13 protein-coding genes are annotated in these 13,642 nt (G+C 53.9%); 4 read left to right on the top strand and 9 right to left on the bottom strand.

The window, feature by feature from the left end; translation table 11 throughout:
• Positions 1-87 (top strand): cob(I)yrinic acid a,c-diamide adenosyltransferase (locus EHN07_RS12940; protein ID WP_208646996.1); only part of this gene is annotated, 87 nt, incomplete at its 5' end.
• A gap of 141 nt (positions 88-228) precedes the next feature.
• Here EHN07_RS12940 and ubiA read toward each other — a convergent pair.
• The 5 genes from ubiA to malK form a co-directional block, all read right to left on the bottom strand.
• A complete protein-coding gene (gene ubiA / locus EHN07_RS12935; protein ID WP_124024549.1) occupies positions 229-1,101 on the bottom strand; it encodes a 4-hydroxybenzoate octaprenyltransferase in 873 nt (290 codons plus the stop codon).
• A complete protein-coding gene (ubiC, locus tag EHN07_RS12930; protein ID WP_124024548.1) occupies positions 1,101-1,610 on the bottom strand; it encodes a chorismate lyase in 510 nt (169 codons plus the stop codon). The genes ubiA and ubiC overlap by 1 nt, the downstream gene beginning before the upstream one ends.
• A gap of 160 nt (positions 1,611-1,770) precedes the next feature.
• Positions 1,771-2,712: a maltose operon protein MalM gene (malM, locus tag EHN07_RS12925; RefSeq protein ID WP_124024547.1), complete on the bottom strand. Its 942-nt coding sequence runs from the start codon at positions 2,710-2,712 to the stop codon at positions 1,771-1,773.
• 147 nt (positions 2,713-2,859) lie between these two features.
• Positions 2,860-4,212, bottom strand: coding sequence for a maltoporin (locus EHN07_RS12920; RefSeq protein WP_124024546.1), 1,353 nt, complete (start codon positions 4,210-4,212; stop codon positions 2,860-2,862).
• A gap of 42 nt (positions 4,213-4,254) precedes the next feature.
• Positions 4,255-5,364 carry a maltose/maltodextrin ABC transporter ATP-binding protein MalK gene (malK, locus tag EHN07_RS12915; RefSeq protein ID WP_124024545.1) on the bottom strand — a complete coding sequence of 370 codons (1,110 nt, stop codon included), beginning with the start codon at positions 5,362-5,364 and terminating at the stop codon, positions 4,255-4,257.
• A 387-nt stretch (positions 5,365-5,751) separates the two neighbouring features.
• On the opposite strand from malK, the gene malE reads away from it, so the two are divergent.
• From malE to malG, 3 genes are all read left to right on the top strand, one after another.
• Positions 5,752-6,942, top strand: coding sequence for a maltose/maltodextrin ABC transporter substrate-binding protein MalE (gene malE, locus EHN07_RS12910; protein ID WP_124024544.1), 1,191 nt, complete (start codon positions 5,752-5,754; stop codon positions 6,940-6,942).
• A gap of 125 nt (positions 6,943-7,067) precedes the next feature.
• Positions 7,068-8,612 carry a maltose ABC transporter permease MalF gene (gene malF / locus EHN07_RS12905; protein WP_124024543.1) on the top strand — a complete coding sequence of 515 codons (1,545 nt, stop codon included), beginning with the start codon at positions 7,068-7,070 and terminating at the stop codon, positions 8,610-8,612.
• Between the two features lie 12 nt (positions 8,613-8,624).
• A complete protein-coding gene (malG, locus tag EHN07_RS12900) occupies positions 8,625-9,515 on the top strand; it encodes a maltose ABC transporter permease MalG (protein ID WP_124024542.1) in 891 nt (296 codons plus the stop codon).
• Positions 9,516-9,603: 88 nt separating this feature from the next.
• Here malG and psiE read toward each other — a convergent pair whose 3' ends face one another.
• The 4 genes from psiE to EHN07_RS12880 form a co-directional block, all read right to left on the bottom strand.
• Complete coding sequence (gene psiE, locus EHN07_RS12895) at positions 9,604-10,011, bottom strand: phosphate-starvation-inducible protein PsiE (RefSeq protein ID WP_124024541.1); 408 nt, start codon at positions 10,009-10,011, stop codon at positions 9,604-9,606.
• Between the two features lie 134 nt (positions 10,012-10,145).
• On the bottom strand, positions 10,146-12,242 hold the full coding sequence (locus EHN07_RS12890; RefSeq protein ID WP_124024540.1) for a YjbH domain-containing protein: 2,097 nt from the start codon (positions 12,240-12,242) through the stop codon (positions 10,146-10,148).
• Complete coding sequence (locus EHN07_RS12885) at positions 12,242-12,964, bottom strand: capsule biosynthesis GfcC D2 domain-containing protein (RefSeq protein ID WP_124024539.1); 723 nt, start codon at positions 12,962-12,964, stop codon at positions 12,242-12,244. Before EHN07_RS12885 ends, EHN07_RS12890 begins: the two co-directional genes overlap by 1 nt.
• A complete protein-coding gene (locus EHN07_RS12880; protein ID WP_124024538.1) occupies positions 12,954-13,598 on the bottom strand; it encodes a YjbF family lipoprotein in 645 nt (214 codons plus the stop codon). Before EHN07_RS12880 ends, EHN07_RS12885 begins: the two co-directional genes overlap by 11 nt.
• Positions 13,599-13,642: the final 44 nt, after the last annotated feature.

Below are 13,642 nucleotides of genomic sequence, written 5' to 3'. Positions count from 1 at the left end.
GAAGTGGCGGATACGGTCAGTGAATTAAGACCGGTGAAACACGCGTTTGAGGCAGGTGTTAAAGCGCAAATCGGCATTGATTACTAGAGACAAAAATCCAGACTGATGACAAACCCCATGACTTTCGCAAAACGAACATGGACCATCAATTATTGATTTTCGGCCGATCGCCACAAAGAAGGAAAAACCACGCTTTTTCCTTCTTTGTCAGCAACCTCGCCTGTTTTTTTAGATGTGTACGTAGCTCAACACCAGCCCAATAAAAAGCACCAGGCCAACGTAGTTATTATTCAGGAAAGCTTTAAAACACGCATCACGGTCACGATTAGCCGTCAGTCGTTGCTGATGGACAAAGAGCATCCCCGCCAGCGCAATAGACCAGTAGAACGCCCCACCTAATCCGTTTAACCAACCAATCACCGCCAACAACACCATCACCGTAAACTGTAAAATACCGATAATCAGATTGTCATAGCGGCCAAACAGTATCGCCGTGGATTTAATGCCAATTTTCAGATCGTCATCGCGATCCACCATCGCATATTGCGTGTCATACGCCACCGCCCAGCAGATATTCGTCAAAAACATCAGCCAGCAGCTCAGCGGCACCGATTCGCTCACGGCGGCAAATGCCATCGGGATTGACCAGCCAAATGCCGCCCCCAACACCACCTGCGGCAGATGGGTGTAACGCTTCATAAACGGATAAACCCAGGCCAGCGCTAAGGCTGCCACCGATAACAAAATCGTCATGGTGTTAAGCGTCAGCACCAGTAAAAACGACAGCAATACCAGCACCACAAACAATATGCGCGCTTCTTTCTCGCTTACCGCCCCGCTTGGCAGCGGCCTGTGCGCGGTGCGTTTTACATGGCCATCAAACTTGCGGTCGGCGTAGTCATTCACCACGCAGCCTGCGGCGCGCATCATCCAGACTCCGGCGATAAACACGCATAAAATGGTCAGCGGCGGAACACCGGGTGTTGCAAGCCACAGTGCCCAGAGAGTGGGCCATAATAATAAAAGCGAGCCAATCGGCTTATCAAGCCGCATCAGGCGTTGATACGCCTGCCATTTGCCCTGTTTCAGACTCCACTCCATTAGTTTTCCTCTACGTACAGCGGGGAAGCGGGAAGGAACAACTCGGTCAGCACTAGCGGCTTTCCGGATAATCTCAGGCGGGAACGACGCCCCCACAGCTCCGCGCTGCGGCCAATCTCAATAAAATCCCGGGTCAGGGACGATGAACTAAACAGATAGCGTCCGAGCGGCGTGGTGCCGAGCTGTTGCAAAGCCAGCTCTGGCCCTTCAAGGGTTGACTCCGGAACCAGGGTTCGGCCCAAAAGCCAGGGTTCATCGTCACCGCACAGCACCACTTCGCGCAGCCAGTAGCGTTGGGATGCTGGCAGCATATCGGCTTCAGGAAGCTCAGCTTGTGAATCGACAAAACCTTCACGCACAACCCGCGCCGTGACCCGCGAACAATGTTGTTCAAAACGCTTAGTCATTGAGTCTTCAAGCAGCAACCAGTCAAGAAACGCGGCGCTCAACTCTTCTGGGATGCTGGCCTCGAACCGTAGGGCGCGCAGTAGCGATAGCGCGTCGGACATGAGAATTTCTCCGCAACAAAACCAGCCATCATTGTAACGCAGAATAGATAGGGCGGGGACGGTTTAAACGCTAGCTGGCCGGCATGAAAGGGGAGGATGGAAAAAAGGTGCGCTAAAGAAGCGCACCAATACTGCAAACATCAGCACTGTGGGGAGACGATCACCCCTTGCCTTTTACACTGCTGATAAAGGTTTTACGGGCAGAAGTCGAGCCCAGACGTTCAGCTTCATCCAGCAATTTCAGGGCCTTATCAACATCGCCTGCTGCTACTGCTTGTTTAATCGCCTGGTTGAAATAGGTTTCGGTGTCGTTAAGCACAGGGGCTGGCTTCACGGCAGCAGCAGAAGCTGTAGCGGCAACCGCCACAGGTGCTGCATAAGCCGTGGCCGGGGCTGCGGTATTGCCTACCGTCACCGGGCCCGGGCCTGATGAACCAAACAGTGGGCCAACCAGGACGCTGGAGCCTGAAGACGTTTTGACTTTCACTTTCAACAGGCCGTCGGTGGTATGACGGGCAATCGGGTCTGGAATATCCGGTACAGCGTTACCCGTGCCTTTGGCATAGGCTTTTGCCGGGTCGAGCATTTTGGTAGTTTGCTGTGTGTCTTTGTTGGTGGTGAAAACGAGTAAATACACTTTTTGCTGACCCAGCGCAGGCGTCAGTTTAATCGTCCCTTCCAGGCGATCGGCGGACATCACGCCAGGCTGCTGATAGGTAAAGAAACTTGAAGGGAAATAGGCAGCAGGCGTCAAATTTTGGTCAAGAACCAATACGTTCGGTGCAAAGACCCCATTTTGTTTTACTTCACTGGTCAGCGTAATGTTCAGCTCACCAATATTGGCCGGCACGCTATAAGCCGCAACGGGGCCAGTAATATCGCCAGCACTCAGACGCTGTCCGGCGATAGAAAGATCGGTAGTTTGGGTTTTCGACCGATCGATTGGCGTCCATTGCAGCTGTTGCAGTGCAGATGCAGGGATTGCAGGTGCAGCTGAAATATCCTGTGGAACGATGTTGACGTCAGCCAGGCTTACGGCTGGCAGGCTTGCTAACAGCCCAGCTGATAAGCAGAGGGCGACGAGACTTTTTTTCATTTTCATTGTTATAACCTCGAGTGGACGTCGATAAAAAGGTAGCCAGGCAATAGCGCTTTTCATCTGAAACGAGTATTGGCATACAGGGGTAATAATGATGAGGAGCCCGGTGGCGAGCCCCTCATCGAGTCATAACATCAGGTTAAAGCCGTATTACCACCAGATTTCCATCTGGGCGCCGAAGGAGAATTCATCGCTGTCGCCACGGCCGAAGGACATACCGTTAAAGCCGTCGCTGGCTGCTTTGCCGAAGTTCGGGTTAGAAGTTGCAGTACCCGTGGTGTCGTAACCCCATTTCTCATCCCACTTCGCATAGGTTGCAAAGACGCGAATTGCCGGACGGGACCAGATGCTGTCACCAGCCTGCCACTGTTGTGCCAGGGTAATTTTGTACTGGTTGTTGGAGTCGCCGGTGTTCTGAGACTTGACGTTGTCGTAGCCTACTTCCAGTAAGGTACTCATGATCGGCGTCCATTTGTACATTGGACGAATACCCACGGTCCACCATTTGGTCCCGTTATTGTTATCCCAGTTGATATCCTGGTACATACCCACATACATCAGGTCCCAGTTATCAGCCAGCGTCACGGCACCGTGGTCGATGACACGCAGTAAATGGCCGTTGTTATTGATGCCATAAGCATATTTGCTACCGTCTTCATTATTACCAAAACCAATACCGCCACCCTGGGACAGGCCTTTGCCCTGCGAGGTCATGGCATCGGTTGCGTACTGAACCACAAACTTGTTATAGCCTTTCAGCATGCTCTGGGTATGTTCTGCGGTGAACATCCAACCATCTTTTGTGGCATTTGGCTGCAGATAGTAGTCGTCGTTAACGTTGGTGCGACCATAATCGACACCGAACTCCAGTGTGCCGCCTGGGTTGATTTCCATCTGGCCCAAACGAACATCGAATACGTCGTTCGCAGTCGCATTGTTGTAATCGCGAATATTGTCGCTACCAAATGTGGCTGAACCACCGGCTTCAGTAGAACGTGTCGCGGCGAAGGAGAATTTACCAAAGCCCACATCCACGTTTTCCAGACCTGCACCAGGACCGGAAATATCCCAGTAGTAGAAGTCGATCATATGAACATCATGACGCTGGTAGAAACGCTTACCGGCCCAGATAGTTGCACCTGGCAGCGCATCAATCAGGTTCTTACCCTGCACGTTAGCTTCACGGAATGCAGGGCTGGTCGCTTCCCAGTCATTTTGCTGTGCTACGGAGTAAGCCACGTTAGTATCGAAGTAGAAGCTCTTATCGCCTTCTTTCCACACTTCCTGGCCAAATTTCAATTCCGCATAGGTTTCACATTCGTTACCCAAACGGTATTTAGATTGTGCACCAGTTGCCTGGAAGCACTGTTGTGCGCCGCCGCTACCGGTCCAGCCGATACCAGAACGGGCATAACCGTGGAAATCCACTGCCATTGCCTGAACAGACATAACGCCTGCGGCTACGGCGACGGCCAGTGGGAGTTTGCGCAGAGTAATCATCATTCTATCTCCTGAGATCATTGCTTTTCTTTTTTATGGGAATGCTTAAACACCTGGCTCTTGATGCAGCCGACGACATGCAGTGCCATCCTCACGGAACAGATGACAGCGCTCTGGCGGCAAGCCAATAGCGAATGTGGCACCCTCTTTTACCAACACCACGTCATTCTGGCGGTACACCAGGTTCTGACGGATGGCGGGGATTTGGATATGAATCTGTGTTTCATGACCGAGCTGCTCGACAACCTGTACTTCACCTTCAAGGGTCACATCGGCGATGTCGCTTGGCAGCAGATGCTCCGGGCGAATACCCAGCGACATATTGGCGCCGACCTGAACGGCTTTGCTTTCCACCGGCAGCCAGACTTGCTGGCGGTTTGGTAACTCAACCTGCACCTGATCGATGGCGATGGCGGTGACTTTTACCGGCAGGAAGTTCATTTTTGGCGAGCCAATAAAGCCCGCAACAAAACGGTCAGCCGGGTAGTGATACAGCTCGAGCGGCTTGCCAACCTGCGCCACGCGCCCGGCGTCCAGCACCACAATTTTGTCGGCCAGCGTCATCGCTTCGACCTGGTCGTGGGTGACGTAAATCATGGTGCGCCCGAGGCGTTTATGCAGGCGGGAGATCTCAATACGCATCTGCACACGCAGTGCCGCATCAAGGTTCGAAAGAGGTTCATCCAGCAGGAAAACGCGCGGTTCAGCCACCAGCGTACGGCCAATCGCCACCCGCTGGCGTTGCCCACCGGAAAGCGCCTTCGGGCGGCGTTCTAATAAATGGCCGAGCTGCAGCGTTTCTGAAACTTGGGTGACGCGCTGGTGGATATCGCTTTTCTTCGCGCCCGCGAGCTTCAGACCGAAGGACATGTTTTCGGCAACGGAAAGATGGGGATAAAGAGCATAAGACTGGAACACCATACCGACGCCACGTTCAGCGGGGGGGATGTCATTCATGCGTGTCTCACCAATAAATAAATCACCGCTGGTGATGGTTTCCAGCCCCGCAATCATGCGCAACAAAGTGGATTTACCGCAGCCTGACGGTCCAACAAAAACCACGAACTCGCCTTCCTGAATGTCCAGGTTGATATCTTTTGATACCACCACGTCACCCCAGGCTTTTGTTACGTTCCGTAGCTGTACGCTTGCCATGTACTTCTCCCTTCATGCCGTCACGCTGCTGATTGGCAGGTGATTCAAGATGTGTCGGACTATGACGGATTCATACCGCGCGTGAATCCTCCACCCTGCTGTTTTTTATGGGGGAGGAGGCGGGAGGATGAGAGGGGGGGATCGGCAACCGGTTGCAGTGCCCACGACAGTTTTTCGTGATCGTGGTTTCAAATTTCCGCGTGGTTTTGTGTGCTCCAGCACGCATAACCGTCAGTTATGCTATGTAGATCACAGATAGTAGCGTGGGGGCGTAGAGCTAAGGAGGATGATAAGCACTTGCCATCTGCGGAAACTGGCAACCGTAACGCCACAACCTTGACCTTGATGTATCCACGCGCAATCACCATTCAAAGGATGGGAATAAATATGAAAATTAAAACTGGCGCCCGCATCCTCGCGCTGTCTGCTCTGACAACGATGATGTTTTCCGCCACTGCACTGGCAAAAATAGAAGAAGGCAAACTGGTCATCTGGATTAACGGTGACAAGGGCTATAACGGCCTGGCCGAAGTCGGGAAGAAGTTTGAGAAAGACACCGGGATTAAAGTTACCATTGAACACCCGGACAAACTGGAAGAGAAATTCCCACAGGTCGCGGCAACGGGCGATGGCCCGGATGTGATCTTCTGGGCCCACGACCGCTTCGGCGGCTACGCGCAATCTGGCCTGCTGGCTGAAATCTCTCCGGATAAAGCTTTCCAGGACAAACTGTATCCGTTTACCTGGGACGCGGTTCGTTACAATGGCAAAATCATCGCTTACCCGGTGGCAGTTGAAGCGCTCTCTCTGATTTACAACAAAGACCTGGTCCCTAATCCACCGAAAACCTGGGAAGAGATCCCGGCGCTGGATAAACAGCTGAAAGCGAAAGGCAAGAGTGCGTTGATGTTTAACCTGCAGGAACCGTACTTTACCTGGCCGCTGATCGCAGCTGACGGCGGTTATGCGTTTAAACTCGAAAACGGCAAATACGATGTGAAAGATGTTGGCGTAGACAGCGCGGGCGCGAAAGCGGGCCTGACCTTCCTGGTCGACATGATTAAAAACAAAAATATGAATGCGGATACCGATTACTCCATCGCCGAAGCAGCCTTTAACAAAGGTGAAACCGCGATGACGATTAACGGCCCGTGGGCGTGGTCCAACATTGATAAGAGCAAAATCAACTACGGGGTCACGCTGCTGCCAACCTTCAAAGGCAAAGCCTCTAAGCCGTTCGTTGGCGTGCTGAGTGCCGGTATCAACGCCGCCAGCCCGAACAAAGAGCTGGCGAAAGAGTTCCTGGAAAACTACCTGATGACCGACCAGGGGCTGGCTGAGGTGAACAAAGACAAGCCGCTGGGTGCGGTGGCGCTGAAATCCTACCAGGATCAGCTGGCAAAAGATCCACGCATCGCGGCCACGATGGATAACGCCCAGAAAGGCGAAATCATGCCTAACGTGCCGCAGATGTCTGCGTTCTGGTATGCCGTTCGTACCGCAGTGATCAACGCCGTTAGCGGTCGCCAGAGCGTTGATGAAGCGATGAAAGATGCGCAGGGACGTATCACTAAGTAAGTCGTTCCCTCTCACCCCGACCCTCTCCCCCCAAGGGCCAGGGAGAAAACCGGACAATCCCTCTCCCCCAGGGAGAGGGTTAGGGTGAGGGTGGTTTCAGATGATGAGTTGTAGAGGAAGACCCCATGGATGTTGTTAAAAAGAGCCGCTGGTGGCAAAGCGATGGGCTGAAGTGGTCAGCTATCGGCCTGATGGGACTGCTGGTTGGTTATCTTGTGGTATTGATGTACGCCCAGGGGGAGTACCTGTTTGCCATTATGACGCTGATTTTAAGCTCGCTTGGCCTCTATATTTTTGCCAATCGCAAGGCGTATGCCTGGCGTTATGTTTACCCAGGCCTCGCGGGTATGGGACTGTTCGTCCTGTTTCCGCTGATTTGTACCATTGCGATTGCGTTCACTAACTACAGCAGCACCAACCAGCTGACGCAAGAGCGTGCCCAGCAGGTGCTGATGGACCGTCAGTACCAGGCGGGTAAGACTTTTAACTTTGGCCTTTATCCGGCGGGCGACGAGTGGCAACTCGCGCTGACTGACGGTGAGTCCGGTAAAAATTTCCTCTCCGAGGCCTTTAAATTTGGCGGCGAACAGCATCTGAAGCTGCAAGAAGCGCAGGCGCTGCCGGAAGGCGAGAAAGCCAATCTGCGCGTGATTACGCAAAACCGAGCCGCGCTGATGAAAATCACCGCACAAATGCCTGATGAAAGCACGCTGACGATGAGTTCTCTGCGCCAGTTCTCCGGCACGCGTCCTCTTTATAGCGTGGCGGAGAATGGCGAGCTGACCAACCACCAAAGCGGCGTTAAGTATCGTCCAAACAATGATATTGGTTTCTATCAGTCGGTTAACGCTGACGGCAGCTGGGGCAGCGAGCAATTAAGCCCGGGTTACACCGTTACCATCGGCTGGAAGAACTTCCTGCGCGTTTTCCACGATGACGGCATCCAGAAGCCCTTCATGGCGATCTTCGTCTGGACGGTGGTCTTCTCTGTTCTGACCGTGATTCTGACCGTGGCGGTTGGCATGATTCTGGCCTGTGTGGTGCAGTGGGAATCGCTGAAAGGCAAAGCGATTTATCGCGTGCTGCTGATTCTGCCCTATGCGGTGCCATCGTTTATTTCCATCTTGATTTTCAAAGGCTTGTTCAACCAAAGCTTCGGTGAAATCAATATGATGTTGAGCTCGCTGTTTGGCATCAAACCGGCCTGGTTTAGCGACCCGACCACCGCGCGCTCGATGATTATTATCGTCAATACCTGGCTTGGCTACCCGTACATGATGATCCTGTGCATGGGGCTGTTAAAAGCGATACCGGATGACCTGTATGAAGCCTCGGCAATGGATGGGGCAGGCCCGTTCCAGAACTTCTTTAAGATCACGCTGCCGCTGCTAATTAAACCGCTAACGCCGCTGATGATTGCAAGCTTTGCCTTTAACTTTAATAACTTCGTGCTGATTCAGCTATTAACCAACGGCGGGCCAGACCGACTCGGCACCACCACGCCTGCGGGCTACACGGATCTGCTGGTGAGCTACACCTACCGCATCGCCTTTGAAGGCGGCGGCGGCCAGGACTTTGGTTTAGCGGCGGCAATCGCCACGCTTATCTTCCTGCTGGTTGGGGTGCTGGCGATTGTTAACCTGAAAGCCACCCGCATGAAGTTTGATTAAGGAGCGACACTCATGGCTATGGTTCAACCGAAATCTCAAAAGCTGCGTCTGCTGACCACGCATCTGTTACTGCTGATTTTTATCGCGGCGATTATGTTCCCGCTGCTGATGGTTATCGCGATTTCACTGCGTCCGGGTAACTTCGCCACCGGCAGTTTAATCCCGGACCAGATCTCCTGGGAGCACTGGAAGCTGGCGCTTGGGTTTAGCGTACAGCACGCCGATGGCAGCGTGACGCCACCGCCGTTCCCGGTACTGCTTTGGTTGTGGAACTCGATCAAGATTGCGGCCATTACCGCGCTGGGTATTGTGACGCTTTCCACGACCTGCGCTTACGCCTTTGCCCGTATGCGCTTCCCGGGCAAAGCGACGCTGCTCAAGGGAATGCTGATTTTCCAGATGTTCCCGGCGGTGCTGTCGCTGGTGGCGCTCTACGCCTTGTTTGACCGCCTGGGCCAGTACATTCCATTTATTGGTCTGAATACGCATGGCGGGGTGATCTTCGCCTATCTTGGCGGTATTGCACTGCATGTGTGGACTATCAAGGGATACTTCGAAACTATCGATAACTCTCTGGAGGAAGCGGCGGCCATCGATGGCGCAACCCCATGGCAGGCTTTCCGTCTGGTGCTCTTGCCGCTTTCAGTCCCGATCCTGGCGGTGGTGTTTATTCTTTCGTTTATCGCCGCGATTACCGAAGTACCGGTGGCGTCATTGCTGCTGCGCGATGTTAACAGCTACACTCTGGCGGTAGGTATGCAGCAGTATCTCAACCCGCAAAACTACCTGTGGGGCGACTTTGCCGCCGCCGCGGTGCTTTCAGCCATTCCGATTACCGTGGTGTTCTTACTGGCGCAGCGCTGGCTGGTGAGCGGCCTGACCGCAGGTGGGGTAAAAGGTTAAAGAATTCCGTTAGTTATTGCTTCACATTATGTCACTGCACACCCTCATTTGACTTTGGATTCACTTCGGCGGCCTGCGGGCCGCCTTTTTATTCGCGTTTTAAGCGGCTGCTGTTACAAAGCCACAGCGTAATCACCAGCAACAGAATAGCGCCCGAGTAAATCAGCACATCCAGCGGCTGCTTATGGTCGATAATGATAAGCCGCACGATCGCGGTGATGCCGATATAGATAAAGTAACGCAGCGGGAAGTGATAGCCCGACTGAAAATACTTAACGATCAGCGCGATAAACTCGAAATAGAGGAAGTAAACCACCAGCCCTTCGATAAACAGGTATTTGCTGGTTTGCTCGCTGGGGGTAAATAGCACGTTGGCTAAGTGCAGTGTTTCTTTACCCAGGAAGATAATCAGGATTAGACCCAGCGTGAGCAGGGCCAGATTGAGTACCGTTTGCAGCACGGTTGCGATCAACTCAACGCGGGTGACGGCAGTCATAACAACACCTCGTGGATTATGGGCCCGGTAGTTGTTATACGTTGAAAGTGTGATCTGGATCTAGATTATTTACTTATATAATGGCGCTATCGTTTACCCGACAAACCTCCCTGGTCGGGTAAGCGTTAGCCGGTTTATCTGAAATTCACATCCCGATCGCTTGTCATCCCATAGAGTTCAAACTTGCGGCCCAGCATCTGCCCGCCGTCACGCGTTAATGGCGTCCAGCTTACCTGCGCACGGCTGCGGGTTGGTGAGGACGAGAAGATATCCAGCGGTACGTTCACGTAGAACCCTTTGGTGAAATCTCCTTCTCCGTACTCTTCCTTCGAGACGTTAGTGATAGTCGCGTAAGTGCCGACCACCACGCCGCTGTCGAAGCGTTTCGAGATTTCCAGCGTGCCGCCTTTATCTTTTGCCAGATACTGGCCGAGGCTCAGTTTCACCAGTACATCGTCGGCGAACGGCGGCGTCCAGTAGCCGGTGATATGGCCGGTTGGCGCGCTGTAATCGGTAAATTTCATCATGTCCTGCGCGCTGCGCCAGTCACGCTGTTTAACGTAGTTGGCATTCGCGCCAATCGCCCAGTTGCTGTCGATCGGGCGATAGAGTACCTCCGCGCCCACGCCGCCGTACATGGTTTCGAGATAGCCGCCGTAAACCTGGCCGTACCAACTGTTGCCCAGGTGCTGGAAGTAGTTGGCTTGCAGATTGTTGACGTAAATATCGTTTTCAACGTAGTCGCGCACGTGGGTGCGCACGCGCGGCAGCGTCGAATCTTTTGGCGGATTGGTGTAGTTAAATTTGTCGTAGTTATTGGCAATATTGGCAAACAGGCTACCGGTGGTCAACAGGTGGTCTGTTACCCACCAGTCGGCGGTTCCCATCACCCCAAGCTGATACATGTAGAAGCTCTCAGGCCCTCCCACAGACTGATTCAGCACCGGGTTAATGGAGAAATTCACCTTCGATTTATCGAAGTAATATCCCTGCTCGGTTTGCTCCGGCACCACGGGTTCGACGCGGTTTTGCACTAGTTGCGTTTCATGCCCCAGCGGCTCGCCTTCCAGATGATGTTTCAGGCTCGTGACATCCGTTTCGGTAGTCACCTGCGGCATGTTCAGGCGCGTTTCGGTGATGCGAATGGTGCGGATATTCTCCGGCAGGTCATTCATGATAATGCGGTTAGCACGCTCAATGCCTTCGCGGGAATCGCGGTATTTCACCTGCTCGCCGCTCACATACAAGGTATCGCCCTTCACCTGAATGTTCGGGTTGGTAAGGCCAGCGTTATATTTGAGAAGCGTCAGCTGATTAGCCACCACCGTCGGCTGCAAAATTTCATCCTGCGGCTGCGGCTGGTATTGCGGGCGGCGGTTATCGTTGTAGCCCGGGCGTAGGTCATTGAAGTTGGTGCGCAACGTCACGCCAAACATCACGGTATTGCCGCGTTCATAGCTGAGGTTAACGTCGGCCCAGTCGGCGGCACGATAGATAGCGCCGAAGTTAAAATTGCTACGCTGCTCGATTTTCCCGGCAAAATCCTGGGCGTAATTATTGCCTTCGTATTCCACTTTCAGGCGCAACGGCTGCCACGGCGTCTGGTATTCAACGCCGCCAAACAGCGATGCCGGGCCGTGGAACATGCCGCCAAAATCAAATGAGCCAGCCTGTTTATAGCGGTTATCGCGCGAGCAAAAACCGTCGCTGGCCTCGCAGAAGGGGTTTTTCACGTTGCCGCTGGTGCCCATATAGCCCCAGCCCATGCCGAGGGTGAAATCGAACGGCCCCCAGGCTTTGCTCGCCACCACATATTCGCTGTCGAACAGCCCGGTGCCGCCTAAATCGCGCACGCCTACCGCCACCTGCGGCAGATAATATCCCTCTTCCCAGAGGCGCACTTTCATATCGAAAGCTTTATCTTTATAGGTCTGGTTTCCTGAGAACGCATCAACGCTGCTGTATTGTTTGGTGCGCACGTCGGTGTAGCGCAGCGTGGTTTCCAGCCACGGAAAAAGCTGCACCGAAGCCGAGTAAAAGCGGTACTGGTCGTTATCGCGGTAGTTAAGGCTGAATTCGCCTTCACGCGCCATGCGGGCAGTGGGGGTTTGCAGTAAGCCCACGCCGCCGAAGTCCGATTGCGATGGGCCAACGGGAGCCGGAAAAGTTTCCGCCTGACAGGCTGAAGAAACGGCCAGCGCCAGCAGGCTGTAGAGCATTTTATTCTTCATCAATCCGGTCTCCGATGGGTCAGAGAGTGAAGGATTCGCTGATTCAGCTGGTTGAAATCAGAGTTAAAAAGTCGGTCTTTAAAACCGACAAACAGAATGCTGCCCGGCGTTAATTCCACGTGACGTTTATTCCAGTACGCAACCGGCGCTTTTTGCGTTTTGCCGTCCGGGTAAATTACCCACGCAAAGCTGCGGTCGGCCCCGCTGAGTTTGTCGACACCGTCCAGATATTCATCCGCGCTACGCCCCGCCACAAAAGGCTTCACGCCCGGCGAGTTGACCAGCCCCATCAGCGTGATGGTGGTCGGTTGCGGGCCAGTCCACAGGCTGTAATCGCCCTGTAGCGGGACGTTGGCGCGAGGACGGACGCGCACCCAGTCCGGGTCGAGGTCAACAAACTGCCGTCCGGTGACGTGGACCGCCTGCATCTGCTGGCGCAGGCCGTTGATGGCCGCCGCGTCGTCGCCGCTTTCTTCTGCGGCAAAATGGCGTAGCTGAGCCAGTAATGTCTGGTGCTGCTGTTCAGCCACCGCCGTGGCCTGCCGTTCGCTGATGATCGCAGCAGGCCACCAGGCATGGGCCAGCGCGGGGTGAGTCACTAAGTCGGCCAGGCGTTCAACGCCGGTGAGTTGTTGATTGGCCGGATAAATGGTCACGGTCCCTGCGGCGTATGTAACAGGGCAACTGAGGGCGAAGAACAGTGTGAGGGCTTTAATTTTCATTTTTTGCCGCCTTCAACAAGATGGTATCAACAGGCCAGTAATCCGGGCCAAGATATTGCTTCGACTGGCGGATGTGGCCTTCGCTGTCTATCCAGAAGCGGTTGTGCCAGCTTTTACCGTCGACGGTAATCTCTTCATCAAGAACGCGAACCGGCGTGGCGCTTTCCGCCACGTTTAGGGTGTCTGTGCCGTCCCAGGTAAAGGTTGAGCGTGCCGTCGCCATGCGCACCTGCTGGTGCTCAGTCCAGGCCATTTGCCGCGTCCAGCCTGCGCCATCAATAATCTGATTCGCATGGAGCAGCGGGTCGCCTGCCAGGTTAGTCACCTGCTGGAGGTTGTCGCCAAGCCCGGTGGTTTTTACGATGCGGCCATGTTCGGTGACGATCGTCGCCCGGTCTTGCGTCACCCACTTTTGCTGGCCGTTTTCGTCATACGCCAGCACCACAAAAATCTGCGGGCCGTTATTAATGCGCATGTACTGGCTGGCGTAGCGCATATTCTGAATATCATCATGGGTGAGCTGTATGCCGTCGTCGCCAACAATACTGTGCCAGAGCGAGGAGCCCAGGCCTTTGGTGGTGGCGGAGCAGGCCTGAAGTAACAGGCAGGCAAGGATCATTGCGAGTCGCTGCACGAAGTTTCCCCGGAGTCGAAAAAAATGGCTAACAAGCAGGCCAA

It is taken from the genome of Buttiauxella warmboldiae, from assembly GCF_003818135.1.
Classification (GTDB): domain Bacteria; phylum Pseudomonadota; class Gammaproteobacteria; order Enterobacterales; family Enterobacteriaceae; genus Buttiauxella; species Buttiauxella warmboldiae.
This window is presented reverse-complemented; position numbering and strand designations above follow the sequence as displayed.

Bases quoted from the DNA above. Each gene is read 5' to 3' on its own strand.
- EHN07_RS12920 (WP_124024546.1), bottom strand. From the start codon at position 4,212: ATGATGATTACTCTGCGCAAACTCCCACTGGCCGTCGCCGTAGCCGCA.
- EHN07_RS12885 (WP_124024539.1), bottom strand. From the start codon at position 12,964: ATGAAAATTAAAGCCCTCACACTGTTCTTCGCCCTCAGTTGCCCTGTT.
- psiE (WP_124024541.1), bottom strand. From the start codon at position 10,011: ATGACTGCCGTCACCCGCGTTGAGTTGATCGCAACCGTGCTGCAAACG.
- EHN07_RS12890 (WP_124024540.1), bottom strand. From the start codon at position 12,242: ATGAAGAATAAAATGCTCTACAGCCTGCTGGCGCTGGCCGTTTCTTCA.
- malE (WP_124024544.1), top strand. From the start codon at position 5,752: ATGAAAATTAAAACTGGCGCCCGCATCCTCGCGCTGTCTGCTCTGACA.
- malF (WP_124024543.1), top strand. From the start codon at position 7,068: ATGGATGTTGTTAAAAAGAGCCGCTGGTGGCAAAGCGATGGGCTGAAG.
- ubiA (WP_124024549.1), bottom strand. From the start codon at position 1,101: ATGGAGTGGAGTCTGAAACAGGGCAAATGGCAGGCGTATCAACGCCTG.
- ubiC (WP_124024548.1), bottom strand. From the start codon at position 1,610: ATGTCCGACGCGCTATCGCTACTGCGCGCCCTACGGTTCGAGGCCAGC.
- malG (WP_124024542.1), top strand. From the start codon at position 8,625: ATGGCTATGGTTCAACCGAAATCTCAAAAGCTGCGTCTGCTGACCACG.
- malM (WP_124024547.1), bottom strand. From the start codon at position 2,712: ATGAAAATGAAAAAAAGTCTCGTCGCCCTCTGCTTATCAGCTGGGCTG.
- malK (WP_124024545.1), bottom strand. From the start codon at position 5,364: ATGGCAAGCGTACAGCTACGGAACGTAACAAAAGCCTGGGGTGACGTG.